The organism is Bradyrhizobium sp. A5 (genome assembly GCF_042076515.1).
Taxonomy (GTDB): domain Bacteria; phylum Pseudomonadota; class Alphaproteobacteria; order Rhizobiales; family Xanthobacteraceae; genus Bradyrhizobium; species Bradyrhizobium cosmicum.
In genome coordinates this window covers 2,095,007-2,121,086 of record NZ_CP148990.1, presented here as the reverse complement: position 1 = coordinate 2,121,086, position 26,080 = coordinate 2,095,007, and the positions used below count along the sequence as shown (strand labels likewise).

The 26,080-nt window shown below is 63.4% G+C and carries 28 protein-coding genes; 18 read left to right on the top strand and 10 right to left on the bottom strand.

Annotated features, from left to right (window positions below; translation table 11 throughout):
- The first annotated feature begins 64 nt into the window (after positions 1-64).
- Complete coding sequence (locus tag WHZ77_RS10015; RefSeq protein WP_375313522.1) at positions 65-382, top strand: c-type cytochrome; 318 nt, start codon at positions 65-67, stop codon at positions 380-382.
- Between the two features lie 194 nt (positions 383-576).
- On the opposite strand, the gene WHZ77_RS10010 is transcribed toward WHZ77_RS10015, so the two are convergent.
- Both WHZ77_RS10010 and WHZ77_RS10005 read right to left on the bottom strand, forming a co-directional pair.
- On the bottom strand, positions 577-918 hold the full coding sequence (locus tag WHZ77_RS10010; protein ID WP_015684706.1) for a phasin: 342 nt from the start codon (positions 916-918) through the stop codon (positions 577-579).
- A gap of 152 nt (positions 919-1,070) precedes the next feature.
- On the bottom strand, positions 1,071-1,256 hold the full coding sequence (locus tag WHZ77_RS10005) for a hypothetical protein (RefSeq protein WP_162006213.1): 186 nt from the start codon (positions 1,254-1,256) through the stop codon (positions 1,071-1,073).
- A gap of 652 nt (positions 1,257-1,908) precedes the next feature.
- Here WHZ77_RS10005 and WHZ77_RS10000 point away from each other — a divergent pair.
- On the top strand, positions 1,909-2,265 hold the full coding sequence (locus WHZ77_RS10000; RefSeq protein WP_375313521.1) for a hypothetical protein: 357 nt from the start codon (positions 1,909-1,911) through the stop codon (positions 2,263-2,265).
- A gap of 46 nt (positions 2,266-2,311) precedes the next feature.
- Here WHZ77_RS10000 and WHZ77_RS09995 read toward each other — a convergent pair whose 3' ends face one another.
- Both WHZ77_RS09995 and WHZ77_RS09990 read right to left on the bottom strand, forming a co-directional pair.
- On the bottom strand, positions 2,312-2,887 hold the full coding sequence (locus WHZ77_RS09995; RefSeq protein ID WP_375313520.1) for a hypothetical protein: 576 nt from the start codon (positions 2,885-2,887) through the stop codon (positions 2,312-2,314).
- Between the two features lie 60 nt (positions 2,888-2,947).
- A complete protein-coding gene (locus tag WHZ77_RS09990) occupies positions 2,948-3,481 on the bottom strand; it encodes a GcrA family cell cycle regulator (RefSeq protein ID WP_375313519.1) in 534 nt (177 codons plus the stop codon).
- Between the two features lie 166 nt (positions 3,482-3,647).
- On the opposite strand from WHZ77_RS09990, the gene WHZ77_RS09985 reads away from it, so the two are divergent.
- Entirely contained in the window at positions 3,648-4,256 is a 609-nt protein-coding gene (locus WHZ77_RS09985) for a S24 family peptidase (RefSeq protein ID WP_041748162.1), read from the top strand.
- Between the two features lie 100 nt (positions 4,257-4,356).
- Positions 4,357-4,644: a hypothetical protein gene (locus WHZ77_RS09980; RefSeq protein WP_375313518.1), complete on the top strand. Its 288-nt coding sequence runs from the start codon at positions 4,357-4,359 to the stop codon at positions 4,642-4,644.
- A gap of 39 nt (positions 4,645-4,683) precedes the next feature.
- On the opposite strand, the gene WHZ77_RS09975 is transcribed toward WHZ77_RS09980, so the two are convergent.
- On the bottom strand, positions 4,684-5,658 hold the full coding sequence (locus tag WHZ77_RS09975; protein ID WP_375313517.1) for a quinone oxidoreductase: 975 nt from the start codon (positions 5,656-5,658) through the stop codon (positions 4,684-4,686).
- Positions 5,659-5,882: 224 nt separating this feature from the next.
- Here WHZ77_RS09975 and WHZ77_RS09970 point away from each other — a divergent pair, with 224 nt between their 5' ends.
- The 3 genes from WHZ77_RS09970 (at position 5,883) to WHZ77_RS09960 (ending at position 8,556) form a co-directional block, all read left to right on the top strand.
- Positions 5,883-6,083, top strand: coding sequence for a hypothetical protein (locus WHZ77_RS09970; RefSeq protein WP_375313516.1), 201 nt, complete (start codon positions 5,883-5,885; stop codon positions 6,081-6,083).
- A gap of 143 nt (positions 6,084-6,226) precedes the next feature.
- Positions 6,227-7,174 carry a MoxR family ATPase gene (locus WHZ77_RS09965; protein ID WP_015684696.1) on the top strand — a complete coding sequence of 316 codons (948 nt, stop codon included), beginning with the start codon at positions 6,227-6,229 and terminating at the stop codon, positions 7,172-7,174.
- Between the two features lie 5 nt (positions 7,175-7,179).
- Complete coding sequence (locus WHZ77_RS09960; RefSeq protein WP_375313515.1) at positions 7,180-8,556, top strand: VWA domain-containing protein; 1,377 nt, start codon at positions 7,180-7,182, stop codon at positions 8,554-8,556.
- Between the two features lie 30 nt (positions 8,557-8,586).
- Here WHZ77_RS09960 and WHZ77_RS09955 read toward each other — a convergent pair whose 3' ends face one another.
- On the bottom strand, positions 8,587-8,769 hold the full coding sequence (locus WHZ77_RS09955) for a hypothetical protein (RefSeq protein ID WP_375313514.1): 183 nt from the start codon (positions 8,767-8,769) through the stop codon (positions 8,587-8,589).
- Between the two features lie 352 nt (positions 8,770-9,121).
- On the opposite strand from WHZ77_RS09955, the gene WHZ77_RS09950 reads away from it, so the two are divergent.
- The gene (locus WHZ77_RS09950) at positions 9,122-9,343 is read left to right on the top strand and encodes a hypothetical protein (protein ID WP_375313513.1); all 222 of its coding nucleotides are present in this window, start codon (positions 9,122-9,124) and stop codon (positions 9,341-9,343) included.
- Between the two features lie 83 nt (positions 9,344-9,426).
- On the opposite strand, the gene map is transcribed toward WHZ77_RS09950, so the two are convergent.
- The gene (gene map / locus WHZ77_RS09945; protein WP_375313512.1) at positions 9,427-10,176 is read right to left on the bottom strand and encodes a type I methionyl aminopeptidase; all 750 of its coding nucleotides are present in this window, start codon (positions 10,174-10,176) and stop codon (positions 9,427-9,429) included.
- A 182-nt stretch (positions 10,177-10,358) separates the two neighbouring features.
- Between map and WHZ77_RS09940 the strand changes: the two genes are divergently transcribed.
- A complete protein-coding gene (locus tag WHZ77_RS09940) occupies positions 10,359-11,678 on the top strand; it encodes a dicarboxylate/amino acid:cation symporter (RefSeq protein WP_375313511.1) in 1,320 nt (439 codons plus the stop codon).
- 10 nt (positions 11,679-11,688) lie between these two features.
- On the opposite strand, the gene WHZ77_RS09935 is transcribed toward WHZ77_RS09940, so the two are convergent.
- Together WHZ77_RS09935 and WHZ77_RS09930 are read right to left on the bottom strand one after the other, a co-directional pair.
- Complete coding sequence (locus WHZ77_RS09935) at positions 11,689-13,062, bottom strand: hypothetical protein (protein WP_375313510.1); 1,374 nt, start codon at positions 13,060-13,062, stop codon at positions 11,689-11,691.
- A gap of 95 nt (positions 13,063-13,157) precedes the next feature.
- Positions 13,158-14,432 (bottom strand): allantoate amidohydrolase, encoded by a 1,275-nt coding sequence (locus WHZ77_RS09930; protein WP_375313509.1) that lies wholly within the window; start codon positions 14,430-14,432, stop codon positions 13,158-13,160.
- 409 nt (positions 14,433-14,841) lie between these two features.
- Here WHZ77_RS09930 and WHZ77_RS09925 point away from each other — a divergent pair, with 409 nt between their 5' ends.
- From WHZ77_RS09925 to WHZ77_RS09900, 6 genes are read left to right on the top strand one after another with little or no spacing between them, the layout of a single operon-like run.
- Positions 14,842-15,954: a BMP family ABC transporter substrate-binding protein gene (locus WHZ77_RS09925; RefSeq protein ID WP_375313508.1), complete on the top strand. Its 1,113-nt coding sequence runs from the start codon at positions 14,842-14,844 to the stop codon at positions 15,952-15,954.
- Entirely contained in the window at positions 15,951-17,063 is a 1,113-nt protein-coding gene (locus WHZ77_RS09920; protein WP_375313507.1) for an ABC transporter permease, read from the top strand. The genes WHZ77_RS09925 and WHZ77_RS09920 overlap by 4 nt, the downstream gene beginning before the upstream one ends.
- Positions 17,063-17,989: an ABC transporter permease gene (locus WHZ77_RS09915; protein ID WP_375313506.1), complete on the top strand. Its 927-nt coding sequence runs from the start codon at positions 17,063-17,065 to the stop codon at positions 17,987-17,989. The genes WHZ77_RS09920 and WHZ77_RS09915 overlap by 1 nt, the downstream gene beginning before the upstream one ends.
- Positions 17,990-18,007: 18 nt before the next feature.
- Positions 18,008-18,691, top strand: coding sequence for a cysteine hydrolase family protein (locus WHZ77_RS09910; protein WP_375313505.1), 684 nt, complete (start codon positions 18,008-18,010; stop codon positions 18,689-18,691).
- The gene (locus tag WHZ77_RS09905) at positions 18,688-20,220 is read left to right on the top strand and encodes an ABC transporter ATP-binding protein (RefSeq protein WP_375313504.1); all 1,533 of its coding nucleotides are present in this window, start codon (positions 18,688-18,690) and stop codon (positions 20,218-20,220) included. Before WHZ77_RS09910 ends, WHZ77_RS09905 begins: the two co-directional genes overlap by 4 nt.
- Before the next feature lie 13 nt (positions 20,221-20,233).
- The gene (locus WHZ77_RS09900; protein WP_375313503.1) at positions 20,234-20,719 is read left to right on the top strand and encodes a nucleoside deaminase; all 486 of its coding nucleotides are present in this window, start codon (positions 20,234-20,236) and stop codon (positions 20,717-20,719) included.
- A gap of 90 nt (positions 20,720-20,809) precedes the next feature.
- Here the strand turns inward: WHZ77_RS09900 and WHZ77_RS09895 are convergent, their stop codons facing one another.
- Complete coding sequence (locus tag WHZ77_RS09895; RefSeq protein WP_375313502.1) at positions 20,810-21,919, bottom strand: hypothetical protein; 1,110 nt, start codon at positions 21,917-21,919, stop codon at positions 20,810-20,812.
- Positions 21,920-22,497: 578 nt separating this feature from the next.
- On the opposite strand from WHZ77_RS09895, the gene WHZ77_RS09890 reads away from it, so the two are divergent.
- The 3 genes from WHZ77_RS09890 to WHZ77_RS09880 are packed head-to-tail and all read left to right on the top strand — an operon-like array spanning position 22,498 to position 26,048.
- On the top strand, positions 22,498-24,069 hold the full coding sequence (locus tag WHZ77_RS09890; protein WP_375313501.1) for an ABC transporter ATP-binding protein: 1,572 nt from the start codon (positions 22,498-22,500) through the stop codon (positions 24,067-24,069).
- Positions 24,053-25,144 (top strand): ABC transporter permease, encoded by a 1,092-nt coding sequence (locus tag WHZ77_RS09885; protein ID WP_375313500.1) that lies wholly within the window; start codon positions 24,053-24,055, stop codon positions 25,142-25,144. Before WHZ77_RS09890 ends, WHZ77_RS09885 begins: the two co-directional genes overlap by 17 nt.
- Positions 25,131-26,048 carry an ABC transporter permease gene (locus tag WHZ77_RS09880; RefSeq protein ID WP_375313499.1) on the top strand — a complete coding sequence of 306 codons (918 nt, stop codon included), beginning with the start codon at positions 25,131-25,133 and terminating at the stop codon, positions 26,046-26,048. Before WHZ77_RS09885 ends, WHZ77_RS09880 begins: the two co-directional genes overlap by 14 nt.
- The last annotated feature ends 32 nt before the right edge of the window (positions 26,049-26,080 follow it).

The following is a 26,080-nucleotide window of genomic DNA, read 5'->3' as shown; positions in this document are numbered from 1 at the left end:
GCAATTTCCGGGGTCGTGCTGCGGGTGAGCCCCGCAGCCGCAAGCCAATACATGAGGGATGCCGATGCGTCAGCATTTGAGACAAATTTGCCTGTTGCTTGCCGTGGCCTCGAGCTTCGGCATGTCGTCCGCCCTCGCCGCCGATGCTGATCACGGCGCCGATCTCGCCAAACGCTGGTGCGCAAGCTGCCATGTCGTGGCGAACGGCCAAGCCACGGCGAGCGCCGACGTTCCCTCTTTTGCGTCGGTTGCACGCAAGCCGGATTTCAGTCCGGAGAGGCTCGCCTTCTTCCTTCTCGATCCGCATCCGAAGATGCCGAATTTTCCGTTGAGCCGAATCGAAGCTGGCGACATCGCAGCCTACATCGGATCACTGCGTTAGCAGCGTGCCGATCGGTGGCGACGTATGCCGAAATGCAAATCCCTGCCGGAGGACCGACAGGGATCAGCAGAAAGGATGATAGACGGCGAATGAAGTCCATTCGGTGGCCCATCATGGACCTGCGCTAGCACCGAAGTGCGGATCTCCACGCCACGCAAGATCAATTTGTGGGCACACAGCGTCAGCACCGGAAATCAGGGCTTCCCCTTGCCGGGCTGCATCAAACTGCCGGTCATCTGGCGCATGTGGTCCCCCGCGCTGGTGAACTGGCTGCGCAGGAAGTCGGACTGGATTCGCATCGCTTCCTGAATGTCGGTGGCATGCACCAGCTTGCGCGCGTGCTCGAAAGCCGACTTCATGTTCTGCTCGGTAAAGGCAAGCGCCTGCTTCGAGACCTCGGTGCCCGCCCCGGGAACCGACGTCATCGACTTGGTCGCGGCGTCAAAAAACATGCCGAATGCCTTTTCCGCCTGGTCGATCGTCTTCTCGGCCAGGTCGCGCAGTTCGGCTGGAACTTCGAGTTTCGGTTCGATCATGGTCGCACTCCTCCCCTTTTCCAACTGATTACCACACTTGCGGGATTTCGTTCCAGCGGTCAGCCGCGAGGATACCCGGGGACAAGCTTTACACGGCGGCCGGATCTGGCAGGAAAACAAGGGAGAAGGCGTAAGGCCTGGGTGCGGCCGGGTCAGAACAGGGGATGCTCAGGAAGCGTTTCTTCGCTGGCGAGGTCTTCGACGAGCTTGATGACCTCGAAACGCTGTCGTGGCGCGAGCTTCAGGAACGCGCGGAGCAGGCGCAGACTTTCGACCGTGCTGCTTGCAGGCGCGCCGAGCTTAAGGTGCAGTTCGGCCGCGAAATTGAGGTTCTTCATCTCGCACCTATCACAAGCATCGGTCTTCCCGATCAGACATCTGGTCCGTCTCTAAGCCGACCACCATGACCGGGCCGCCATGGTGAGAACGAACATCTCGGTCTGGGTCCCCTGCGGGACACCACGTTGAACTACATCTCCAGAAGGACAGGCTCAACCGAACAGGTTGCAACTATGTCAAGGAACAACCCTTCCGGCAAGCCCAAGCCGCCGCTGCAGCGATGCTTCATCTGCATCGCACCACGGCAATTCCGGATAACAGGAATATGGACTGCCGTCACCCGCCTGCGTCAAGAAGCGGCATCACCCAAGCTTAAAGCCTCGATCACTGTCAACTGGCACAGCGTTTCGGCGTGTTTCCGCTGTGAACGGAGATCGGCAAACGCAGATTAAAGTTTCTTCAGACTATACACGTAATTGTTGAGTCCGGCCTCGGCGGTTGTGCCGTCGATGAAGTGAACGTCCATCTCGCAGCCGGTCTCCAAGGTCCTGATCCGGGCGCCGGAGTTCATCGCTCCCGGTATGTTTCCGCCGGTGAACCGATGTTCGAGGTCGAACGACCAAGCGGTTGCGACACGGCCACGCAGACCACGGGCGCCATGGCTGACGGACTCTTCGATTCGGGCGCACCTCAGCACCAAAGGACGACGACATGCTTTCTCGCTGCGATCTCATCAAGGGCGCCGCGGTCGCGCTTCTCACCTTCTCGATACAAGACGCATGGGCGCAGGAGACAAAGATGAACCTGTTCAAGATCGTCACCATCAAGGACGAAATCGTCGTCGGACTGTCGGCAGAAGAGCTTAAGGCGCTCGGCGGCAACGATGCGAGCGCGGTTGCTCACGCGCTCGCCCAGAAGGGCGATCTCACGGTCTGGCAATACAACGTGCATCGCGGCCCGAACGGCGAAATGCAGCAGGCGCCGACCGCCAAGATCGGGCTCTTGGCCAACGCCTCACTCCGTGTCGAGCCTTATACGACGCCTTACCAGATCGTGCCGCACCCCTAAGCAGCGAATCGGCGCGCCGGCAGCCGGGACCGCTGGCGCGCCGCCATCATCGGCGCCGCTCCCCGCGCTGAGTCATCCCCTCCGTTGCAAAACCGTAGACCTGCGCCAGCCGGTCAAGGCATTCGCGAAAGCGGCGCGCAAAATAGTCGTTCCAGCGCTGGGTCCGGACTGCGCGGCGCTGCCCGATCTGGTCCATGGTCAGCCCAAGCACCAACACGTCGTGCACCAGCGCCGCGCCGTCGGTGCCGAGTTCGCGTTCGACCCGGTTCAGGCGCAGCACCGCCTGCCGCTGGCTCTCGGTGACAGGCTCGCGCGAGCGCGCGCCATCGACATATTCGCGGGTCGGGTCCACCGCCTGGGGCCCGCGCTCCGCCGTCTCCCAATCGTTCTGGAAGGCGCGCCCACCGCGATATTGCGCCTCGTCGATCTGGTGATGCGCGTGCAGCCGCCCGAGCGGATCGCTGCGGACCGACCGGATCGCCACGATCTTCTCGCCGGGATCGAGCGCCAGCGGATTGTCGACCTCGACCTCCGCCACTTCGGCATTGAACGGCACCTCGCGCGACCGCCGGTCGTAGATCTCAGCCAATCTGTAGGACTTGTTGCGTCGGGCACGTGCCACTCGGATACTCCTTGCAAAATTGACGATTGGAGATTGACGATTGAACGGGTGGCAGCCGCCTCAGGCCGCCGAGACCAGCCTCAGCACGACGGGACCGGTGGCACGGGCAGCCGCAGCTCCAGATTTGCGGGTCAGGCCGGCATGCGGCGTGCAATAGCTGGAGCCCGGCTGGCGCGGATGGCCGCAAAACGCGATCTCCTCCCCGTCCTTGTCGCCGCCATAGGGGTAGCGGCAGTCGCCCGGCGCGAGTTTGACCAGAGGGATTAGGCGCGGCTGGACGCCGACACAGCGCAACCTGACGGGCGCAGCAGGCTTCAGAGCGGACTTCGGCGGAGAGTTCAGGTTCGGCAACGTCGATTGCCGCGGCAAAAGCGGACAGGCCTGCCCCGGTAAAGACGGCACGATCGACGGGCTCGGCATCCGTGCCGGCGCAATGAGCCCCAGTCGCTTGGCACGGCCGATCACCGCGCCGCGCGAGTAAGCCGTTCCAAATCTTGCGTTAATCTCCCGTCCTATCTCCGCATAGGACATCCCCTTGAGAAAATAGTCGCGAAGCGCGTCGGAATGCTCCGACGACCAATGGCCCGGTTCCATGCTGCTGTCCTGTGATGCGCCTCCACGGTCGGCACGACCGGGAGGCGAAACACACATTCCGGTATTCCGAATAAGAAGTCAAGCAATAATTCTGATATTCATAATTGCATCAATTCCGAATTTCGGATTACAAGAGGCAGAACGACGAGCAATCGAGGGAATCAGCATGTTGGACGTTGCAATGATCGAGCGGGGCCTGGAGAAAACGGGCAAGAGCAAGGGCGGCTTGGCTGCGGCCATGGGCGTCCGGCCAGGCGCTGTGTCGGAGATCCTCGGCGGCGAGCGACTGGTCAAGGCGTCGGAAATCATTCCGATTATGGAATATCTTGAGCTCAACCTCGCGCCAATCATGGGCCGGGTTGGCGCCGGCGCCGTGATCGAGCCGGATTATGAACAGGTTCCTCCGGAAGGTCTCGGCGATATCGCGCTGCCCTTCCCTATCATGGAAGAGACCGTCGCCTTCGAGATCGTGGGCGATTCGATGCTGCCCAAATACGAGAGCGGCGACGTGATCGTGGTCTACAAGGACCAGCGCCATCCGCTGTCGAGTTTCTACGGTGAAGAGGCCGTGGTTCGCCTCAAGACCGGCGAGCGCTATTTGAAGACCATCGAGCGGGGCAAGTCCCCCTCCGTCGTCAATCTCACCAGCTTCAACGCCAAGCCGATCGTCGGCGTAAAGCTCGAGTGGGTGGGGGAGATCTGCCTGTCCATGCCCAAGGGCCAACTGGAGCGGCTGCGCGCCAAATCGGCCCGCCCCCGCAAGAAGGGCAAATAGACGACCAATTTCCGATTTCTAGAAATTTCCTTGACTTAATTCTGTTTTTCGGAAATACTCTGTCGTGCCTCAACTGTTGAGGCGCGGCAGAGTTGTTTTCATGCAATATTTCGTTGTGATGATCGACTACGGGCGGCGCGGCCGCGAAGCAGTCGTCGACCCCGAAGTCACACGACGCCAGGTGATTTCCCGCGTCGCCTCGGGTGAATATCGGAACATCTCGTTCATTCACGAGATCGCCGAGAATTCGGTCGAAGACGTGACTGAGGCCATCCTGACCGAGGCCGCCCTGCCCCAAGACCTCCCGCAAGTCCCGCCTGAAGAGATCGACCTCCAGGCCATCCGCCTCGATCACGCCCGCGACCTGCGCAAGCACGAGCGGACGTGACGCAGGCCTTACCGACCTGCGCCACTGGCCAGTCGAGGATCAAACCGTGAGGACGGTCGAGCCCGTGGTCTTGCGCGCAGCGAGATCGGCGTGCGCCTTGGCTGCGTCCTTCAACGGATAGGTCTGGTGGACCTCGATCTTGACCGCGCCGGACTTGACGACGTCGAACAACTCGTTCGCCATCGCGACCAGGGCCTCGCGCTTGGCGGCGTAGGTGAACAACGTCGGCCGGGTGACGTAGAGCGACCCCTTCTGCGCGAGCAGGCCGAGATTGAGCGGCTCGACAGCGCCGGAGGACGCGCCAAACAGCGCGGCGACGCCCAGCGGCGCGAGACAGTCCAGCGACTTCAGGAACGTGTCCTTGCCGACGGAATCATAGACCACCGGCACCTTCTTGCCGCCCGTGATCTCGTCCACGCGCTTCACGAAATCCTCGCGCGTGTAGATGATGACATGGTCGCAGCCATGCGCCTTGGCAAGCTTGGCCTTCTCGTCGCTGCTGACCGTGCCGATCACAGTCGCGCCGAGATGCTTGGCCCACTGGCTCAGGATCAGGCCGACGCCGCCGGCCGCAGCGTGGAGCAGGATGGTATCCCCGGCCTTCACCCGGTAGGTCTGCCGGATCAAATATTGCGTGGTGAGGCCCTTGAGCATCATTGCCGCCGCAGTCTTGTCGTCGACACCGTCAGGCAGCTTCAGGAGCCGATCGGCCGGGATCAGCCGCGCCTCGGAATAGGCTCCGAGGGGCGAAGCCCCATAGGCGACGCGATCGCCGGGCTCCAGGTCGGCGACGCCGGGCCCGACTTCCTCGACGATGCCCGCCGCCTCGCTGCCGAGACCGCTCGGCAATTGAACCGGATACACACCAGAGCGATTGTAGATGTCGACGAAGTTGAGACCGACGGCCGTGTGGCGAATGCGTGCCTCGCCTGGCCCGGGCTTGCCGACACTGACTTCCTCCCAGACGAGGACTTCAGGACCGCCGGTCTTGTGGAAACGGATGGCATGCGTCACGGGCGTTGCTCCCTTATCGTTGCAGTGATGGTTAGAAGACCTGAACGGTCGGAGAAATAGGCATTTGGTCCGCCCGTTACAGTACAGAGACGTAACAAGAATGTCACAGCGAACGGCAAACCTCCGCCGTTCCGCCTCTGTTCGGAAGAGTTGATGACGGCATCGGCGCGCCCGGCAGTAGCCTTGGCGCGGGGTTTGGTGGTCGCCTGCGAAGGAGAGCCGAGATGCCAGCTTATGTACAGCATCATCAGGACATCGAAATCGCGCCTGTGATTTGCCCGACGTGCATGGGGTTCCTGCCGATGTATGTTCGCGATGTCGAACCGCATTGGTCCCTTGCCAAGATCGACTTCATCTATGAATGCGCCGACTGCGGTGCCGAGGTCCGACAGACCATCCGCAAGCCGGAGCTGCTGAGGCACTGACTGCGGTCGATCACCGCTCAGGTATTTGCGTTGAGCGGAAAAATGCCGCTTGCGCGGGTCTGGTCCTTCCTAAACGAGGCTTGTTCTTTGCCGTGAACGCAGGCAGAACAACCCTCAAGCAAGACCTTTGGGAGCGCCAATTCGTGGCTGAACAGAAGCCCTCGACCGCGATCGAGGCAGTGGAGAGCGGCCTCGCCGCGCAGGGCTACATCGCCAGCCGGCAGATCGCGACCGCGGTCTATTTGTCGCAACAGATCGAGAAGCCGATCCTGGTCGAAGGCCCCGCGGGCGTCGGCAAGACCGAGCTTGCCAAGGCGATTGCCGCCTGGCGCGGCATGAAGATGATCCGGCTGCAGTGCTACGAAGGCCTCGACGAGGCCAAGGCGCTCTACGAGTGGAAATACGCCAAGCAGCTTCTCTACACCCAGATCCTGAAGGACAAGCTCGGCGAAGTGCTCGGCGGCGCGCAAACTCTGCACGCAGCGCTCGCCCAGCTTCATGATTTCGGCGATGTGTTCTTCTCCAAGGAGTTCGTCGAGCCGCGGCCCCTGCTCCAGGCGCTGGAGCAGCCGGGCGGCTGCGTGCTGCTGATCGACGAAATCGACAAGTCGGACGCCGAATTCGAATCGCTGCTGCTGGAGATCCTGTCCGACTTCCAGGTCACGATCCCCGAGCTCGGCACCGTCTCCGCGATCACCCCGCCCACCGTGATCCTGACCTCGAACAGCGAACGTGACCTCGGCGACGCCCTGAAGCGGCGCTGCCTGCATCTGCATATCGGCTTCCCCGAGCAGCGGCTGGAGGAACGTATCGTCGAGAGCCGCGTGCCCGGCATTTCGCAGACGCTGCGCCGGCAGATGGTCGGCTTCATCCACGAAATCCGCTCACTCGATCTGAAGAAGCTGCCCTCTGTCAGCGAGACCATCGACTGGGCGCGCGTGCTGGTGTTGTTGCAAGCTTCCGAGCTCGACACCGAGATCGTCAAGGACACACTCAATGTGCTCCTGAAATACGAGGCTGACATCGAGGCGGCTCAGCCCCAGATTACGACCTTCATTGCCAAGGCAGCACGATCCAACGTCTTCGGTTGACGCCGATGCGCGAGAACATCCATCGCTTCTTCCGGGCGGCGCGCGGCGCAGGTGTCCATGTCTCGCCTGCCGAAAGCATTGATGCGATGCGCGCGGTCGCGCAGGTCGGCGTGTCCGATCGCACCATCCTGCGCGACGCCCTGCTCCTGACGCTCGCCAAATCGCAGGACGAGAAGCTCGCGCTCGGCGACTGCTTTGATCTGTTCTTCAGCCAGCCGGAGCCGCGGCAGGATCGGTCTGAGCCCGACAACGCGGATGCTCCGCCGGATGAGGATCCGGCGGCGCCTTCGGGCGCGACCAGTGAGGCGAGCGAAGGCCAACCGCCCGAAGGATTGGGCCCGCTGGCGCAGATGCTGCTGTCGCAGGATCGCAATGCCGTTGCGGCCGCCATCGCCAGCGCCTCCGGCGCAGCCTCCCTGTCCGATATCCGTTATTCCACCCAGCGCGGCATCTTTTCCAGCCGCATCCTCGACGCCATGGGCCTTCAGCGCCTGCGCGACGATCTCGATGAACTTACGGCGACCAATCCCGCACTGGCAGAGCGCCTGCGCGACGCGCTCGATGCCCTGCGCGAGGCGGTGCGCGACACGGTCTCGCAGGGGCTCGCACTCTATGCCCGCGAGGAAGCCGAGAACCTCCGCAACGAAATCCTGCGCAACGCGCCGCTCGCCCGCATCGAGCGGCGCCAGGTCGCCGAGATGCGCACCCTCATCCGCCAGATCGCGCGGCGCCTGCGCGAGCGTTATTCGAAGCCGCGCAAGCGCCAGCGCCGCGGCCATCTCGACGTCCGCCGCACGATCCGCCGCAATGCAGCCTGGGGCGGCGTGCCCTTCCTCACGGCGTGGAAGCGCAAGCATCGCGACCGGCCGAAGATCGTGGCAATCTGCGACGTCTCGGGCTCGGTCGCGCAAGTCTCTGACTTCTTCCTGCTCCTGGTCCACTCGCTGCACGAAGTAGTCGACGACGTCCACTCCTTCGCTTTCTCCTCGCACCTGATCGAGGTCAGCGAGATCCTGGAAAAGAAGTCGCCGGAAGAGGCGATGGCCGAGATCATGTCCAAGGTCGGCTTCGGCTCGTCGGACTACGGCTCCTCTCTGGTCGATTTCGAGAAGGAGTTCATGAGCACACTGACGCCGCAGACCACAGTGATCGTGCTCGGCGATGCCCGCAGCAACAATCTCGATCCGCGCGCCGACATCCTCCGCCGCATTTCCGAGCGGTCGAAGCGGCTGGTCTGGCTCAATCCCGAAGGACGGCTCGCCTGGGGCTTTGGCGATTCCGAGATGCCGCGCTATGCGACCTTTTGCACCGTCGTGCGCCAATGTGCCACCGCGCAGCAGCTCGAGCGCGCGGTATCCGATATCGTGGCGACTTATCAGTAGGCCCGAATCAGTAGACCCGAACCGCAGGTGTCAGCTTCGCGCAGGCTCCGCCGGCGCGATATTGCACTCCCGGAAGTGATAGGCAATTTCGTCGAGTGCAAGCTGCTCCCATTCCTGGGCTTGCGCGAGCCAGAAAACGCGGCGCTCGGAATCGAGCGCGGCGCGCTCCCGGCAGAGGGTTTCCTGACCGCGAATTTCGACCAGCCTTTTCATGCACTCCACTCCTGCCGTGTGAAGCCATTCCCCGCGAAGGAGCGTAACAGAGATCAGAATCCCTTGCCTCATGATTTCCATGCATGTCGCGACGCAAAATGGGACAGCGATGCTTCCCGTGCAGTGCGGTAGCAAGCGTCGCAACGATCAACAGCAAATCATCAATTAGTGATCGGGGATCGGGACGATAGTTGTCCTCAAGCGATCTTTAATCCTGTGACGCAACGGTGTGCGGCAATTTGTGAAGAGATGTTCCAAACAGCTCACCGGATTCCGGACTCATTGTCGTCGCAAGGTCTTCATGCTGCGCCGCTAACAGTGGCGCGCGAACGGCACCATCGCTTGAGGCAACATGAGCAACGACGTCGACTTCGATCTTTCGCCGGACCAGTGGGAAGCGCTGCGCAGACTTCGCAATCCGGTATCGAACGGCCGCTACTCGAAAGCCTATCTCATCGAAGGACTGGTCAAGCTCGGCCTCGTCGTCGTCAGCGATGGCGTGCCGACGATGACGCCGACGGGCCGCAAGGTGCTGGTGCGTGGATCGTGCCGGCTACTGGATCTCGTTGCATGACGAGATCGTCCGTGCGCAACGGGTCCGCACGATCGCCTGGATGAAGACCCTTGCGCCACTGAAGACCCATCGCGTGGGTTGCCTCAGCCGGCCAGCGTAACGACCAAAGGTCCGTTTCTGGTTGCAATGACGGTGTGTTCGTACTGAACGGTAGGCGCCTCGGGGCTGCTGTACAGCGTCCATGGATCATCGCCATCCTCGGCCCACTCAGCACCAAAGGACAGGAATGGTTCGACGGTAAACACCAGGCCATCGCTCATGATGCGACGCTCGGACGGATCAGGCCAAGTTGCGATCTCCGTCGGCTCCTCATGGAGCGACAACCCGACGCCGTGACTGGCGAGATTCTTGACGAGCGTATAGCCGTTCTTCCGCGCAAAGGTCCCGATGGCCTGACCGATGCCGGCAATCGGCCTGCCGGCTCCAACCTGCCGCAGGCCCGTCCACATCGCCCGCCGACCATCCCTGCAAAGGCGTTCAATCGAACGGGCCACGGGTGGAACGGCGAACGAAGCCCCCGTATCCGCGAAGAAGCCATTCTTCTCGGCCGAAACGTCGATGTTGACGAGGTCACCACGCTCGATCCGTCGGGCACCCGGGATGCCATGAGCGACCTCCTCGTTCACGCTGATGCATGTGGCTCCAGGGAAGTCGTAGGCCAGCTCCGGCGCCGAACGTGCCCCGGAGACCTCCAGGAGTTTTCGCCCGAATTGGTCGAGTTCAGAGGTGGTCATGCCCGGTTCAAGGGCCTTGCCCATCGCCTCGAGGGTATTGGCGACGATGCGCCCGACCTCTTTCAGGCGGGCGAGATCATCCTCATTCGAGATTGTCATATCGAGCCTATCCGAAAAGCCGTGACATAGCGCCTCCGGTGCCAACTTACAAACGGGAGGCCGTGCAGCAAAATCCTGGTTCTTGCGACATCCTGCATGCATTCCGAAATTGCCGCGACAATCTGGCACGTTAGTTGCTCCTTTTTGACGATCGAGACGTCGTCAGAAACGGGGGAGCTATCATGTCGACCATTGCCGCGGCACCCGCCGCCGAGCCGAAGCCGCTCTATACCTCGTTGTTCGTCCAGGTCCTTGCCGCGCTGATCCTCGGCATCATCCTCGGCATGGTCGTCCCCGACTTTGCCATCAGCCTGAAAATCCTCAGCGACGCCTTCCTGAAGCTGATCTCGATGATCGTGGCACCCATCGTGTTCTGCGTCGTCGTGCATGGCATTGCCGGCGCCGGAGATCTCAAAAAGGTCGGCCGCGTCGGCGTCAAGGCGCTGGTCTATTTCGAGGTGATGACCACGGTGGCGCTCGTGGTAGGTCTCATCCTGGCCTACCTGTTCGGCCCCGGCCATGGCATGAACATCGATCCCTCGACGCTCGACGCCAAGGCGCTCAATACCTATGCCGACAACGCCCACAAGCTCCAGGGCGGCGGCATCGGCTCCTTCCTGCTCAACGTCATCCCAACCACCTCGTTCGATGCGCTGTCGCGCAATGACGTGCTCCAGGTGCTGTTCTTCGCGGTCCTGTTCGGCGTCGGCCTCGCACTGGTCGGCGGCGAGAAGGGCAAGCTCGTCACCTCGATCATCGACGCCGCCTCCACCGTGCTGTTCCGCGTCATGGGGCTCATTGTTCGGATTGCTCCACTGGGCGTGCTCGGCGCGGTCGCCTACACCGTCGGAAAATACGGCGTCGGCTCGCTCAAGCAGCTCGTCTCGCTGGTGGCGCTGTTCTACGTCTCGGTCGGCATCTTCGTGCTCGGCGTGCTCGGCGGCGTGATGGCGCTGGCCGGAATCAACATCCTCAAATTCCTTTCCTACCTGCGCGAGGAGCTGACCATCGTGCTCGCAACCGCCTCCTCCGACGCCGTGCTGCCCCAGATCATGAAGAAGCTGGAGCGGATGGGCGTGAAGGATTCCGTCGTCGGTCTCGTCATTCCGACCGGCTATTCCTTCAATCTCGACGCCTTCTCGATCTACCTGACGCTGGCCGTCGTCTTCATCGCGCAGGCCACCAACACGCCGCTGTCCTTCGGCGACCTCCTGCTGGTGCTCGGCGTTTCCCTGATCACCTCAAAGGGCGCGCATGGCGTTCCGGGCTCGGCGATCGTGATCCTGGCGGCGACGCTGAACGCGGTGCCGAGCATTCCCGCGATCGGCCTCGTTCTGGTGCTCTCGGTCGACTGGTTCATCGGCATGGCCCGCGCGGTCGGCAACCTCACCGGCAATTGCGTGGCGACGGTGGTGGTCGCGGCATGGGAAGGTGACCTCGACCGCGCCAAGGCGGCCAAGGTGCTCGACGGCGGCGAACTGGTGGACGTGACCGCGGGGTAGCGTCCGCGGATCAGTCATTCCAACGGAGGAGCGGCGTTCCGTACGCCCTCCTCCAGACGGACAGGAAGCGCGGAAACCACGAGTGCGCCACGGCGCCCTTGTAGGCCCAGGTGCGATACTTCAGCCCCTGTTCCGAAATCAGCTCCTGATATCCGCCGTGGACCTCGGTCGCGGTGCGAATGTCTTTCAATATCCCCTGGGCGCAGGCCCGGTAGGTATCGGTTCCCGAAAACTCGTCGTAGTCGAGCATGCGATCCGCGAACTCGACGTTGAACGTCGGCCATGAGGAACGTCCCTGGTAAGCGGGAGCCGCAATCTTGTGGATCATCTTGTTCCGCGGATTTTCCGCGGACACCAGGAAGTGGAACGTGCTGGGGATGCGGAAGCGTGGTTCGGCAATGACCAGATCCGCGGTGGCCGCGAACAGCGCACGCTCGCTTGCATCGCTCATATCCCAGAAGCCGCGATGCACGCTGACGAAATCCAGCGCAATCGTGGACACCGGTGAGCCCGCCGGGCCATCGAGGGAGTGCCTGATATAGCCGTCCTTGCCGAACAGATGGAGCAGGTCCCTCTTGTACTGCGCGAGGTCGCGACCGAGCAGCCGCTTCAGCTCGCTCTCGTCGACGACTCCGAGCTGCAAGCCCCACACGAACGTCGTGTAGACGCAGGCATTGGTGACGAAACGCCGGCGCTCCGCACGCGTGTCGGTTGCCGCAGAACGGGGCGCGCGGGCGTCGCAAAGCAGACATCCGGCGCCGTCATTGTCGAACGGCTCCAGCTCGCTTGCGAGCTTCAGAATTGCCCGCTTCAGGTCACCGCCGTATTCGGCCAGCAACAAGCGGCCGGCATGCGCGCATTGTGACATCGCCAGATAGGACGACGCCCTCTCCTCGGCGGAAATCATCTGCTGGAGACCGGCCAGAATGCCGAGCAGCGTGTCCGAAGGGCGCGAGAAATAGTTCACGCCGAGATACCGCCCGCGTCCCGCAGGGACGATAGTGGTCGTGACGACGTCGGCGCGAACCGCCTCCAGCAACAGGCGAACGCTCTTTTCGAGCAGGCGCACTCGCCGGACCGCGTCCTGCGAGTCCATGATGGTCTCGGGGTCGAGGACATCAGGGTAGAACCAGGCGAAGTCACGCGGGTAATAGGCGGAGGCATGCGGCGCGCCGGTGACGAGGAACGCCTCGGCCACCGAAAACGCGCTATCCATCGAGTGCCGATAGAGGTCCTCGATGGCCGAAAACGAATGATGCGACTTTCGCAGGAACCGGTCGCCGAGAAAATTGACCGCCTGAAGGGCATTGGCGACAACGGTCGCTGCCGCACCTTGATAAAATCGGTTCTCACGATGTGACGGCAAGGAAATATCGCTGTTCATATCCGCCTGGTCTTTGGTGATTCCGGCGCTCGCCGGTCACCATTTCAAGCATGACTGATTCGTGTCTCGCCCGGATGACATCAGGTACGCGGCAGTCAGTTCGTTCCGGCACGATCCTCCCGCGGCCTGAAATTCTCGATCACACGCAGCAGCACGCGCGCGCCGGAATCGGCATCCACAAGCTCGACATGTTCGTCCGGGTGGTGGCTGATGCCGCCGCGGCAGCGGACGAAAATCATGCCGACATCGGCGATGTCTATCATGGCCATGCCGTCGTGCCCTGCCCCGCTCGGCAGCTCGAACACGGAGAGGCCTTCCCGGGCAATCGCCCGCGCGATCTGCTCTTTCAGCCAGGGGGCGCAGGGCGCGGTGCGATTCTCGTGGGTGACGTCGAGCTGGAGCGCCAGATGCCGGCGCCTGCCGATGGCCTCGATCTGGCGGACGATGTCCGCGACCGCGCGCTTGCGATGCATGTCGGTCGGCGCGCGCATGTCGATGGTGAACGACACCTCGCCTGGAATGACATTCGTCGCGCCGGGACTCGCCTGGATGTAACCGACGGTACCGACCAACCCGCTCTCGTCGGTGCGGCAAAACTCCTCGATGACGCCGATGCACTCGGCTGCGCCGGCGAGCGCGTCCCGGCGCAGCGCCATCGGCACGGTGCCGGCGTGACCGGCCATGCCGGTCAGCCGTGCGGCAAGCCGTGTCGCGCCTGCGATCGCGGTGACGACGCCGACGGGCAGGTTCTGCGCTTCCAGCACCGGCCCCTGCTCGATATGCAGTTCCAGATAGGCAAGCAGCTCGCGCCGGGCCCGCGCGGCCGCGCCGATGTGATCCGGGTCGAGGCCAAACGTGACGAGCGCATCGCGCATCGCCACACCGTCGCGGTCCCGTGTGTTCAGGACGCTCTCGTCAAAGGTGCCGGCGACCGCGCGGCTCCCGAGCAGGGTCGACGCGAAACGCACCCCCTCCTCATCGGCGAAGCCGACGACCTCGATCGCAAACGGCAAGCGCTTGCCGCGGCGATTGAGATCCGCGACGCAAGAGATCGCCGTGATCACGCCAAGCGGCCCATCCCATTTGCCCGCATCGCGCACGGTGTCGTAGTGCGAGCCGAGCATCAGGCAGGGCGCGCCGGGCCGCTCGCCCTCGTAGCGGCCGCAGACATTGCCGATCGCATCGAGATGCGCGTTCATGCCGGCCTCGCGCATCCAGATCAGAATGAGGTCGGCAGCTTTGCGCAGCTCCTTGCTGAGATAGATGCGGGTGAGCTTTTCGGGGTCTTCCGAGATCGCGCCGAGTTCGTTGATCCGACGCACGATCTCCTTGCCGAGCGATGCATCCTGAACGGCGTTGGCGGCACCCATCTCGGCGAGCTTTCCATCTCTTGAGACCGCGGCAGCAGGCGGTCCTGGCGAATAATCGATACAAGTTCGGTGCCAGCGGAAATGACGCAGCGGCCCCGTCTGGGCAAGCGCGTGGTTAGCATGGATGCGCCTTGCCGGCCGACCATCCGAGGAGGGTCATACACATGCGAGCGCGGGTCAGGGTGCTCAACCCGATTGCATACAATGAGACAATGGTGATTAAAATTTAATCTGATGATTTCCTCACCAAAATTTCCTTGATCTATATATCGTTTATTTTTCAATATCTTAGAATGATATGCACTCATTATAATCTCTGGCACAAAGCTTGCGACAACCTATCCCAGGCGCCGCCAGGCCGGCGACGGCCGCGAGATCAAGGCGGTGCATTCGCCAAGGGGAGCAAGCAATGGATTTTGGCAAGATTTCACGACGTCATGTGTTGCAGGGCGGCGCGGCCCTCACCCTCGGCGCGGCAGCAGGCGTCCGCCCGGCCTTCGCGGCCGACACCACCATCGGCTTCATCTACGTCGGCTCGCGCGACGACTACGGCTACAACCAGGCGCATGCGCAGGGCGCGGCGGCGTTGAAGAAGATTGCCGGCCTCAAGGTCGTTGAGGAGGAGAAGGTGCCGGAGACCGACGCGGTCGAGAAGACGATCGAGTCCATGATCAACCTCGACGGCGCGTCCCTGCTCTTCCCGACCTCGTTCGGCTACTACAACCCGCACATGATCAAGATGGCCAACAAGTACCCGAAGCTGCGCTTCGAGCACTGCGGCGGCCTCTGGAGCGACAAGGACCCGAAGAACGCCGGCAGCTATTTCGGCTACATCGACGAAGCCCAGTACATCTCCGGCATCGTCGCCGGCTACACCTCCAAGACCGGCAAGCTCGGCTTCGTCGCGGCAAAGCCCATCCCGCAGGTACTGCGCAACATCAACGCCTTCGCGCTTGGCGCCCGGCTCGCCAATCCCAAGGCCACCACGCAGGTGATCTTCACCGGCGACTGGTCGATGCCGGTCAAGGAGGCCGAAGCCACCAACAGCCTGATCGACCAAGGCGTCGACGTCCTCACCTGCCACGTCGACGGCCCGAAGACCATGGTCGAGAACGCGGCACGCCGCGGCGCCTTCGTCTGCGGCTATCACGTCAATCAGTCGCCGCTCGCGCCGAAGGCCTATCTCACCGGCGCCGAGTGGAATTGGGAAGCGCTCTATCCGAAGTTCGTGAAAATGATCTCCGCCGGCGAGAGCATCCCGAACTTCTATCGCGGCGGCCTCAAGGAAGAGATCGTCAAGACCTCACCCTATGGCGAAGCGGTGTCAGCGGAGGCACGCAAGCATGCCGACGACGTCAAGACCAAGTTCCTCTCCGCTGATGGCTACGCCATCTTCAAGGGCGGGCTGGTCGACAACAAGGGCAAGACGGTGATCCCGGCCGGCACCGATCGCGGCCAGAAGGATCCTGAACTGGAGAAGATGGACTACCTCGTGGAGGGCGTGATCGGAGCGACTTCGTGACATCGGAAGCAGCGGATTCTGCCGAAGCGGCCGGGACAATTGCCCCGGCCGCCGACCCCGGCTTTCTCCAACGCCATGGTGGCACGATCGAGTATGTCCTGATCCCGGGCGCGGCACTCGCCGGTGCGCTCGTGGTCTTCGGCATCTTCGTCGCGATGTTCGGCAAGAATCCGCTCGACCTCTATTTCTACATGTACTACGGCGCCTTCGGCACCTGGTTCTCCTGGCAGAACACGCTGACGCGCGCTGCGCCTCTGATCCTCACCGCTCTCTGCACGGCACTGCCGGCACAGCTCGGCATGGTCATCATCGGCGGCGAAGGCGCGCTGCTGATGGGCGCGCTGTCGGCAACGAGCGCGGCGCTGTTGCTTCACGGCATGCCGCCGCTGGTCGTGCAGACCGCCATGGTTGTAGGCGGCGTGACCGGCGGTGGATTGTGGATCATGCTGTCAGGCGCACTGCGGCAGTTTCGCGGCGTCAACGAAACCATCTCTAGCCTCCTGCTCGTCTACATCGCGCTCGCGATCCTCAACCATCTCGTCGAGGGCGCGATGCGCGATCCCGCGAGCCTCAACAAGCCGTCGAGCCGCGAGATCGGCGCCGCCAACATGATCGGCTCCATCCCCGGCACCGACGTGCATTGGGGCCTCGTCTTCGGTCTGATCGCCGCGATCGCCGCCTACGTCCTGATCTATCACACCGTGTTCGGCTTCGCCGCGCGCGTCGCTGGCGGCAACATCCGCGCGGCGAAGATCGTCGGCCTCGGCGTCAGCAAGCTCATTCTCACCGTCTGCTTCCTCGCGGGCGGCGCCGCGGGTCTTGCGGGCATGGTCGAGGTCGCGGCCGTGCAGGGACGCACCAACGCCAACCTCGCTGCCGGCTATGGCTTCACTGGCATCCTGGTCGCCTTCCTCGCCCGCCAAAATCCGCTCGCAATCATTCCCGTCGCGATCCTGCTCGGCGGTATCAGCGCCAGTGGCGGCCTGTTGCAGCGCCGCCTCGGATTGCCTGACGCGTCGGTCCTGGTGCTGCAGGGCATCATCTTCGTCTTCGTGCTGGCCAGCGACGCGCTCTACGGCCGCATCGGATTCCTGAACGGCAAATCGTGATGGCAGACGGATCGATCGGACTCTGGACCGTCCCGCTCGCCGTGCTCGGCGGCGCCATTCGCGTCTCGACACCCTTCCTGTTCGTAAGCCTCGGGGAATGCATCACCGAGCGCTCCGGCCGCATCAATCTGGGCCTCGAAGGCACGCTGGTGATGGGCGCGATGAGCGCCTACGGCATTTCCTACCTCACCGGCTCTCCCTGGCTCGGCGTGCTCGCCGCCGGCATCACAGGCGCGCTTCTGGGGGCGCTGCATGCCGGCATATGCTCGCTGCCGCGCGTCAATGACGTCGCCGTCGGCATCGCGCTGATGCTGTTCGGCACCGGCCTTGCGTTCTATCTCGGCAAGCCGCTGATCGAGCCTACCGCACCGCGGCTGCCCGCGATCGATTTTGGCTGGTGGAGCGACGTCCCGCAGGTGCGCGCCGCGCTGCGGGTCAACGTCCTCTTCCTGATTGGCGTCGCGCTGGCGCCGATCCTGTATTGGGCCTTCCGCACCACGCGCTGGGGCCTCCTGATCCGTACCGCCGGCGAAAGCTCGGACGCCGCGCGCGCGATGGGACACTCCGTGCTGCTGATCCGTCTGCGTGCGACCATGGTCGGCGGCTTCCTCGCCGGCATCGGTGGCTCCTTCCTGTCGCTGTTCTATCCCGGAAGCTGGAACGAGGGCCTGTCGTCGGGCCAAGGCATTACGGCGGTGGCGCTGGTGATCTTCGCGCGCTGGGATCCCCTGCTCTGCCTGTGGGCTTCGCTCGCCTTTGGCGGCGCCGCGGCATTGGGGCCCGCGCTGCAATCGGTCGGTGTCACCTCCGGCTATCACCTCTTCAACGCCGCGCCTTACATCCTGACGCTGGCGATCATGATCATCACCTGCTCGCCGAAGCGGACGCTGACCGGCGCCCCCGCAGAACTCTCGATCACCCGGTAACCACGCACGAGGTCGACCATGCCCGAGCGCACCATCAAGTCCGAGCCCTATGCCTGGCCCTACAACGGCGACCTCCGCCCGGAAAATACCGCGCTCATCATCATCGACATGCAGACCGATTTCTGCGGCGTCGGCGGCTATGTCGACAAGATGGGCTATGACCTCTCGCTGACGCGGGCGCCAATCGAACCGATCAGGAGGCTGCTAGCCGCCATGCGCGCCAAGGGCTTTCACATCATCCATACCCGCGAAGGCCATCGCCCCGACCTGTCCGATCTTCCCGCCAACAAGCGCTGGCGCTCGCGCCAGATAGGCGCCGGCATCGGCGATCCCGGCCCCTGTGGCCGCATCCTGGTGCGCGGTGAGCCCGGCTGGGACATCATCGAGGAGCTTAGCCCCCTGCCGGGCGAGCCCATCATCGACAAGCCCGGCAAGGGCTCGTTCTGCGCCACCGATCTCGAACTGATCCTGCGCGTGCGCGGCATCGAGAACATCGTTCTCACAGGCATCACCACCGACGTCTGCGTCCACACCACCATGCGCGAGGCCAACGACCGCGGCTTCGAATGCGTGCTGCTGCACGATTGCTGCGGCGCAACCGACAAGAGCAACCACGAGCACGCGCTGAAGATGATCAAGATGCAGGGCGGCGTGTTCGGCGCTGTCTCGACCTCGGATGCCTTCATCGGAGCGATTTCGTGATCATCGGCGAAACGCCCCCACCATCCGGCGCCTTCGGCGTCGACGCCATCGCGATGACCATGCGCTTCGGCGACTTCCTCGCGCTCGACAATGTCGAGCTGAAGGTGCGCCCCGGCTCGTTCCACGCGCTGCTCGGCGAGAACGGTGCCGGCAAGTCGACCCTCGTCAAATGCATCATGGGCTATTATCACGCGACCGAGGGCGACATCATCGTCGGCGGCCGCGAGCAGGCCATCGCCAATCCCAAGGACGCCCACGCTCTCGGGCTCGGCATGGTCTACCAGCACTTTACGTTGGTGCCGGCGATGTCGGTTGCGGAAAACCTCGTGCTGGCGCGCGACGATGTGCCGGCCGTGGTGAACTGGCCCAGGGAAATGAAGGAGCTCGAGGCGTTCCTCGCCCGGATGCCCTTCAAGGTGCCGCTCTCCGCAAAAGTCTCCGACATCTCCGCCGGCGAACGGCAGAAGTGCGAAATCCTCAAGCAGCTCTACCTGAAGCGCCGCTTCCTGATTCTGGACGAGCCGACCTCGGTGCTGACACCGGCGGAAGCCGACGAGGTGCTCGGCATGCTTCGCGACATGGTCGTCAGAGGCGAGCTCACGATCCTGATGATCACGCACAAATTCCGCGAGGTCATGGCCTTCGCCGACGACGTCACGATCCTGCGCCGCGGCAAGCTCGCAGGTGCCGGCAAGGTTTCCGAGCTGACACCGGACGCGATGGCGCGCACCATGATCGGCGCCGAGCAATTGACGGTACAGCCGCCGCGCACCGGTGAGGCCGGCCAGGCCCGACTGGAGCTGGCAAAGGTCCGCGCGCTCGACGATGCCGGTGCCATGGCCGTACACGACGTTTCGCTGACCGTGCGCGCCGGCGAGATCGTCGGCATCGCCGGCGTCTCCGGCAACGGCCAGCGCCAGCTCGTCGAGGTGCTCGCCGGCCAACGCGAGGCCGAGGGCGGTGAGATCCGCGTTGCGGGCGATCCCTATCGGGCCAGCCGCGAGGAGATGCGGCGCCACAAGATGTCGCTCCTGCCCGAAGAACCGCTGAAGAACGCCTGCGTCGGCGACATGAGCGTCGCCGATAACATCGCCTTCCGCGAGTTCGACCGCGCGCCCTTCGCCAGTGGCGGCTGGTGGCTCAACCGCGGCGCTTTCCGGGAGGATGCGAAGAAGAAGATCGGCCAGTACAAGATCAAGACCCGCACGCCCGATGCGCCGATCTCGGCACTCTCAGGCGGCAACGTCCAGCGCGCCGTTCTCGCCCGCGAGCTTGCAGGCGATGTCGAGGTGCTGATCGCAGCCAATCCCTGTTTCGGCCTCGATTTCGCGGCGGTGGCGCAGATCCACGCCGAGATCATGGCCGCCCGCAACCGTGGCGCGGCGGTTCTGCTCGTCAGCGAAGACCTCGACGAATTGCTCGAACTGTCGGATCGTCTGGTGGTGATGTTCCACGGCGAGTTCGTGTATGAAGCACGAACCAGCGAGGCCGATCTGACCGAGGTCGGCCGGCACATGGCGGGGCATTGAGCGGGGAGCAGCGATGACCGGCACAACCGAACGTGACGAGCACTTTTTGCGCTTGTCCTTTGCGGTCGCTCGCCGTTCCCTCACCCATGGCAACCATCCGTTCGGCTGCATCATCGTCGATACCGACGGCACGGTGCTGATCGAGGCCGAGAACGGCTACATGCCGGATCACGATGGCACCGCGCACGCCGAGCGCCTCGCCGCGACGCAAGCCTGCCGTACGCTCAGCCGCGAGGTGCTGGCGAAGGCGACGCTCTATTCTTCTGCAGAGCCCTGCGCGATGTGCGCCGGCGCGATCTACTGGGCCGGCATTGGCCGCGTGGTCTATGGCCTCAGCGAACACCGCCTGCGCGGCGTCACCGGCAATCATCCGGAGAATCCGACACTCGATCTGCCCTGCCGCGAGGTCTTCGCCAGCGGGCAACGACCGACCGAGGTGATAGGTCCGCTACTCGAGGACGAAGCCGCGGCGCCGCACGACGGCGTGTGGGCGAGGTAGGCGCCCCACGCCCCACGTGTCGGAATGCAAGATGGCGCCGCGGAGGTTTGGCGCGGCGCCATCTTCGTTCACCTGAAGATCGTCAGGTGATCAGAACTTCACGGTGATACCGGAGTAGAGCGAGGACTCCGTGCAGGCTCCGCTCGGCCGGGTAACTCCGCCCACCGTCGCAGAGCAGGCAGCCGAAGGGGCGTTGTGATCAAGGCCGAACTTGTTCTGCCAATATCGATAGGCGACCCAGACATCGACGAAGTGAGAGTACTTGTCTCCCCAGACGGCCTTCGAGGCATCGAAGGTCAGTCGAATCGGCTCTGAGTTCAACTCGACCGCGGTATTGTAGACGCCATTGGCAGGACTGTAGGGAAGCGGTTCGGTGTCGGTCCCCTTCTTGCCATACCAGCCGGCGCGACCGCTGATCGAGAAATACTGCATGTTCTGCGGCAGGAAGCCGAGGTCCATATAGTAATTGATCTCGACAGCCCAGGTTGGCTTGTACGACGTATTGCCGTCCTGCAGGCAGGTCACACCGGCAGTCCCCGGACCGAACAGGCCGCATTGGCTGAATGAGTTGTGGTTGTAGAATTCCCAATACACGAGGGGAGCGACGTTGATATAGCCCTTGTAGGGCAGGTCGAATGCGAACTGCAGGCCGGCGACGACGTCACGCTTGGCTGCACCGAAATACCTGTTTTCGGTGTTGGCATCCATGCCAACCTCGAACGAGATATTATGCAGCGGCCCCATGGTGAAGGCCTTGGTGTTGAAGATTTCGTTCCAGCCGAACGTCGAGCGGAACAAGCCGTAGATTTCCGTCGCACCGGCGCAGGTTGCTGGAGCCCCGGTGATCAGCACTCCGGCATTCGTGCAGGGGCCGGCGGGATCGTTGTGATCTGACTTGAACATCGAGATCGTGAAGAAGTTGGTGCCGTAGCCCCAGAGGTCGAAGTGGGTGAACGAGTAGACCTGTTTGGTCGTCTTGCTGTTGACCGTGCCATCCGGCTTGAGCGACCACATGCCGGGCTGAGAGGCGTTGAAGATGTATGAGTAGGTGACCCGATTGTCGATCACCAGGAAGAACGGGAGGTCGGGCGCCTTCTTCGCGGCCTTGACCGTCAGGTCCGCGGCCTGAGCCAGGCCACCGGTAGCGAACGTAGCAAGTGTCAGCGCACCGGCTGCAATTGCCTTGAAACGAAACGACATCCTTGAACCCCCAAGTTTGGACACGTAAAAATGAACATCCTTGGGTGCGACACTTGCGCCGATCATCTGGAGTGAGAAGCCTCAACTTTTTTCAAGGCATGCCGTTTGTTTCGGCAGGCAGGACAGTCTCGCGCGGAGTTTTGAGCGCTTGTGTGCGGCTCTGCTGCGTGCACGCAGCAACGCGATGCCCGGCATTGCCAGGGCATTTCCGTTTGATTTCGTTTACCTTTTGTGTCGAGCTGGCAAGGCGGACACAATTGACCACAGCCAACTATGTCTCGGTCGGAAATTGCATACGCGAGCTGGCGCGATTTTGCTCAACTCCACGTTAGGCCTGCACAGCACGATCTGATTTAGGTTGAACAGTCACAATTCTGCAACAGGCACCATTCGTCGAAACGGCGTGGCGCGCTTCAGGGACCGATTGGAAACGATCATCAGCCGGCGAGAGCCGCGGCCTCGCGACACCGCTCGCCTGCCGAAGCGTTGAGCAAGGGATGACGCTTTTTCACACCTTACGCGGCGGTTCAAACTAGCCCAGTATTGAGGCACTTCACCCCATGCAAGCGCATCAGCGAATGTTAGATCCGACGCCTAACGGCCTGCATTCCGGCGAGTCACCGCTGCTTCAAACGCTCGGGCTCACCAAGCGCTATGGCGATTTCCTCGCCAACGATTCCATCGATATCGACATCTGGCCAAGCGAAATTCACGCCCTGCTCGGCGAGAACGGCGCCGGCAAGTCGACCCTGGTCAAGGCGATCTATGGACTGATCCAGCCCAGTGCCGGCGAGATTCGCTGGCAGGGCGAGCGGATCGTGCTGTCAGGCCCGTCGGAAGCCCGCAGCCGCGGCATCGGCATGGTGTTCCAGCATTTCTCGCTGTTCGACAATCTCACCGTCGCCGAGAACGTCGCGCTCGGCCTCGACGGCAAGGAGTCCTTCAAGGACATGTCGGCGCGGCTGGAGCAGGTGTCGAAGACCTATGGCCTGCCGCTCGATCCCAGACGCGAGGTCTGGCAACTCTCCGTCGGCGAACGCCAGCGCATCGAGATCGTCCGCGCGCTGATGCAGGACCCGAAATTCCTGATCCTGGACGAGCCCACTGCCGTGCTGACGCCGCAAGAAGCCGACCAGCTCATCATCGTGCTGGAGCGGCTCAAGGCCGAAGGTCGGGCCATCCTCTACATCAGCCACAAGCTCGAGGAGGTGAAGCGGCTCTGCGACACCGCGACGATCCTGCGCGGCGGCAGGAAGGTCGACACCTGCAATCCCAGGCTCGAGACCGCCGCCTCGCTCGCGCGCATGATGGTCGGCGGCGAGATCAAGGAAGTGAAGGCCGCATCCGGCCGGAAGACCACCGTGCCCCGGCTCGTCGTCAACGATCTCTCGCTTGCGCCAGCCGAGGCGCACGGTGTCCGGCTCGAGCACATCTCGTTCGAACTGAAGGGCGGCGAAATCCTCGGCATCGCCGGCGTCGCCGGCAACGGCCAGGACGAATTGTTCGCCGCGCTATCCGGCGAGCGGCCCTCGAAGGACCCGGGCACGGTGGTGATCGAGGGCATCGCAGCCGGCCATCTCTCGATCACGCAGCGGCGCAAGCTTGGGGCCGCCTTCGTGCCCGAGGAACGGCTCGGCCACGGCACCGCGCCGCGCATGAAGCTGTCGGAGAACGCGCTGCTGACCGGGCACGCAGCCAGCGGCATGGTCAATCACGGCTTCATCGACACCGCGGCGACGCTGAAGACGGTCGACCGTGCGACCGAGACGTTCGACGTCCGCAAGGCCAAGCGCGATCCGGAAGCAGCCTCTCTCTCTGGCGGCAATTTGCAAAAGTTCATCGTCGGTCGCGAGATCCTGCGCAACCCGGCGGTGCTGGTGGTGAGCCAGCCGACCTGGGGCGTTGATGCGGGCGCTGCCGCCGTCATCCGCCAGGCGCTGCTCGATCTCGCCGCGGCCGGCGCCGCCGTCCTCGTGACCAGCCAGGATCTCGACGAGCTCGCGGAGATCGCCGACCGCATCGCCGTGATGTTTCACGGCCATCTGTCCGCTCCGCTCGCCACCGGCGACGCGAGCCGCGAAAAGCTCGGCCTTCTCATGGGTGGCAGCAGCCTCGAGCCGAAGGAGGCCGCGCATGCAGTTGGTGCTTGAGAAACGCGCCGAGCGCTCCAACACGATCGCGCTGGTCTCGCCACTGATCGCGATCGGCCTCACCATCGCCACCATGGTCATCTTGTTCGCGATCCTCGGCAAGAATCCGCTGCTCGCCCTGCACGCCTATTTCATCGCACCGCTCACCGACAGCTATTCGCTGCAGGAGATCGCGGTGAAGGCGACGCCGCTGGTGATGATCGCGATCGGGCTGTCGCTCTGCTATCTCGCCAATGCCTGGAACATCGGCGCCGAAGGGCAATTCCTGATCGGCGCGGTCGCCGGAAGCTGGATCGCGGTGAAGACACAAGGCACCGACGCCGGCGCCTGGGTGCTGCCGGTGATGTTCGTGCTCGCAGCCGCCGCAGGCGCGCTGTATGCGCTGATCCCGGCGATCTGCAAGGTGAAGTTCGGCGCCAGCGAGATCCTGATCAGCCTGATGCTGGTCTATGTCGCCGACCTCTTCCTCGACTATCTCGTACGCGGCCCCTGGCGCGACCCACAGGGCTTCAATTTCCCGACCACGGCCGAGTTTGATCCTGTTGCAACGGTGCCGCTGCTGATCGAAGGCGGCCGGCTGCATCTCGGCTCGATCATCGCCCTGATCGTCGTTGCCGCAGCAGCGATCCTGCTCGGGCGGACCATCAAGGGCTTTGAGATCCGCGTGGTCGGCGCGGCACCCCGCGCGGCGCGGTTCGGCGGCTTCAACGCCAACCAGCTGATCATCCTGACCTTCGCGGTCTCAGGCGCGCTCGCGGGCCTCGCCGGCATCATCGAGGTCGCGGGCCCCGTCGGACATCTCCAGCCCGGCATCTCGCCGGGCTATGGCTTTACCGCGATCATCGTCGCTTTCCTCGGCCGGCTGAACCCGCTTGGAATATTAATCGCGGGCCTTTTTCTCGCACTGACCTTTATCGGCGGCGAGCAGGCGCAGATTGCAATGAAGATCCCGCTGGACGTCACCAAGGTCTTTCAGGGCATCCTGCTGTTTTACGTGCTCGCCTGCGACTCCCTCGTTCTCTACCGCTTCAAGCTGGTGTTTCCGAACCGACAGGTGGCCCGTGGAACTGGTTGAAGCCATCATCCTGGCAGTGCTCGCCGCCTCGACGCCGTTGCTGATCGCGGCGACCGGCGAGCTCGTGACCGAACGCTCCGGCGTGCTCAATCTCGGCGTCGAGGGCATGATGATCGTGGGCGCGGCCTGCGGTTTTGCCGGCGCCTGGCTGACCGGCTCGATCTTCATCGGCGCGCTGTTCGGCGTCGCCGCGGGCACGCTGATGTCGCTGATCTTCGCGCTGATGGCGCTCGGGCTCGCCGTCAACCAGGTGGCAACGGGTCTCGCGCTGACCATCCTCGGCGTCGGACTCTCCGGCCTGATCGGCGCTGGCTTCGTCGGCGAGCGCATCACGCCGGCGGTGCACCTCTACATACCCGGCCTCACCGATATCCCGTTGATCGGCCGCGTGTTGTTCGGCGAGGACGCGTTCGTCTACTTCTCCGTCGCGCTCGTCGTCGGCGTCTGGTGGTTTCTGTACCGCACGCGGCCGGGCCTGATCCTGCGCGCCTGCGGCGACAACCATGTCTCCGCGCATGCGCTCGGCTATCCCGTGCTGCGCATCCGCACCTTCGCCGTGATGTTCGGCGGCGGCTGCGCCGGCCTTGCCGGCGCCTATCTGCCGCTCGCCTATACGCCGTTCTTCATTCCCGGCATGACCGCGGGCCGCGGCTGGATCGCGTTGGCGCTGGTCGTGTTCTCGTCATGGCGCCCAGGCCGGCTCGTGGTCGGCGCTTATCTATTCGGCGCGGTGACGATCCTGCAACTGCACGCGCAAGGCTGGGGCGTCGGCATTCCCTCGCAATTCATGTCGGCGCTGCCTTACCTCGCGACCGTCATCGTGCTGGTCCTGCTGTCCCGTGCGCGCACCGGTGGCTCGACTGCGCCGGCCGCGCTCGGCACCGTGTTCGTGCCTGACCGCTGAGTTTCATTTCCGCGACGGGCGCGATGGGGCGC

Bases quoted from the DNA above. Each gene is read 5' to 3' on its own strand.
- WHZ77_RS09990 (WP_375313519.1), bottom strand. From the start codon at position 3,481: ATGGAACCGGGCCATTGGTCGTCGGAGCATTCCGACGCGCTTCGCGAC.
- WHZ77_RS10005 (WP_162006213.1), bottom strand. From the start codon at position 1,256: ATGAAGAACCTCAATTTCGCGGCCGAACTGCACCTTAAGCTCGGCGCG.
- WHZ77_RS09970 (WP_375313516.1), top strand. From the start codon at position 5,883: ATGCCAGCTTATGTACAGCATCATCAGGACATCGAAATCGCGCCTGTG.
- WHZ77_RS09960 (WP_375313515.1), top strand. From the start codon at position 7,180: ATGCGCGAGAACATCCATCGCTTCTTCCGGGCGGCGCGCGGCGCAGGT.
- WHZ77_RS09985 (WP_041748162.1), top strand. From the start codon at position 3,648: ATGTTGGACGTTGCAATGATCGAGCGGGGCCTGGAGAAAACGGGCAAG.
- WHZ77_RS09895 (WP_375313502.1), bottom strand. From the start codon at position 21,919: ATGTCGTTTCGTTTCAAGGCAATTGCAGCCGGTGCGCTGACACTTGCT.
- WHZ77_RS09885 (WP_375313500.1), top strand. From the start codon at position 24,053: ATGCAGTTGGTGCTTGAGAAACGCGCCGAGCGCTCCAACACGATCGCG.
- WHZ77_RS10000 (WP_375313521.1), top strand. From the start codon at position 1,909: ATGCTTTCTCGCTGCGATCTCATCAAGGGCGCCGCGGTCGCGCTTCTC.
- WHZ77_RS10010 (WP_015684706.1), bottom strand. From the start codon at position 918: ATGATCGAACCGAAACTCGAAGTTCCAGCCGAACTGCGCGACCTGGCC.
- WHZ77_RS09890 (WP_375313501.1), top strand. From the start codon at position 22,498: ATGTTAGATCCGACGCCTAACGGCCTGCATTCCGGCGAGTCACCGCTG.
- WHZ77_RS09980 (WP_375313518.1), top strand. From the start codon at position 4,357: ATGCAATATTTCGTTGTGATGATCGACTACGGGCGGCGCGGCCGCGAA.
- WHZ77_RS09925 (WP_375313508.1), top strand. From the start codon at position 14,842: ATGGATTTTGGCAAGATTTCACGACGTCATGTGTTGCAGGGCGGCGCG.
- WHZ77_RS09955 (WP_375313514.1), bottom strand. From the start codon at position 8,769: ATGAAAAGGCTGGTCGAAATTCGCGGTCAGGAAACCCTCTGCCGGGAG.
- WHZ77_RS09940 (WP_375313511.1), top strand. From the start codon at position 10,359: ATGTCGACCATTGCCGCGGCACCCGCCGCCGAGCCGAAGCCGCTCTAT.
- WHZ77_RS09950 (WP_375313513.1), top strand. From the start codon at position 9,122: ATGAGCAACGACGTCGACTTCGATCTTTCGCCGGACCAGTGGGAAGCG.
- map (WP_375313512.1), bottom strand. From the start codon at position 10,176: ATGACAATCTCGAATGAGGATGATCTCGCCCGCCTGAAAGAGGTCGGG.
- WHZ77_RS09915 (WP_375313506.1), top strand. From the start codon at position 17,063: ATGGCAGACGGATCGATCGGACTCTGGACCGTCCCGCTCGCCGTGCTC.
- WHZ77_RS10015 (WP_375313522.1), top strand. From the start codon at position 65: ATGCGTCAGCATTTGAGACAAATTTGCCTGTTGCTTGCCGTGGCCTCG.
- WHZ77_RS09930 (WP_375313509.1), bottom strand. From the start codon at position 14,432: ATGGGTGCCGCCAACGCCGTTCAGGATGCATCGCTCGGCAAGGAGATC.
- WHZ77_RS09910 (WP_375313505.1), top strand. From the start codon at position 18,008: ATGCCCGAGCGCACCATCAAGTCCGAGCCCTATGCCTGGCCCTACAAC.
- WHZ77_RS09935 (WP_375313510.1), bottom strand. From the start codon at position 13,062: ATGAACAGCGATATTTCCTTGCCGTCACATCGTGAGAACCGATTTTAT.
- WHZ77_RS09900 (WP_375313503.1), top strand. From the start codon at position 20,234: ATGACCGGCACAACCGAACGTGACGAGCACTTTTTGCGCTTGTCCTTT.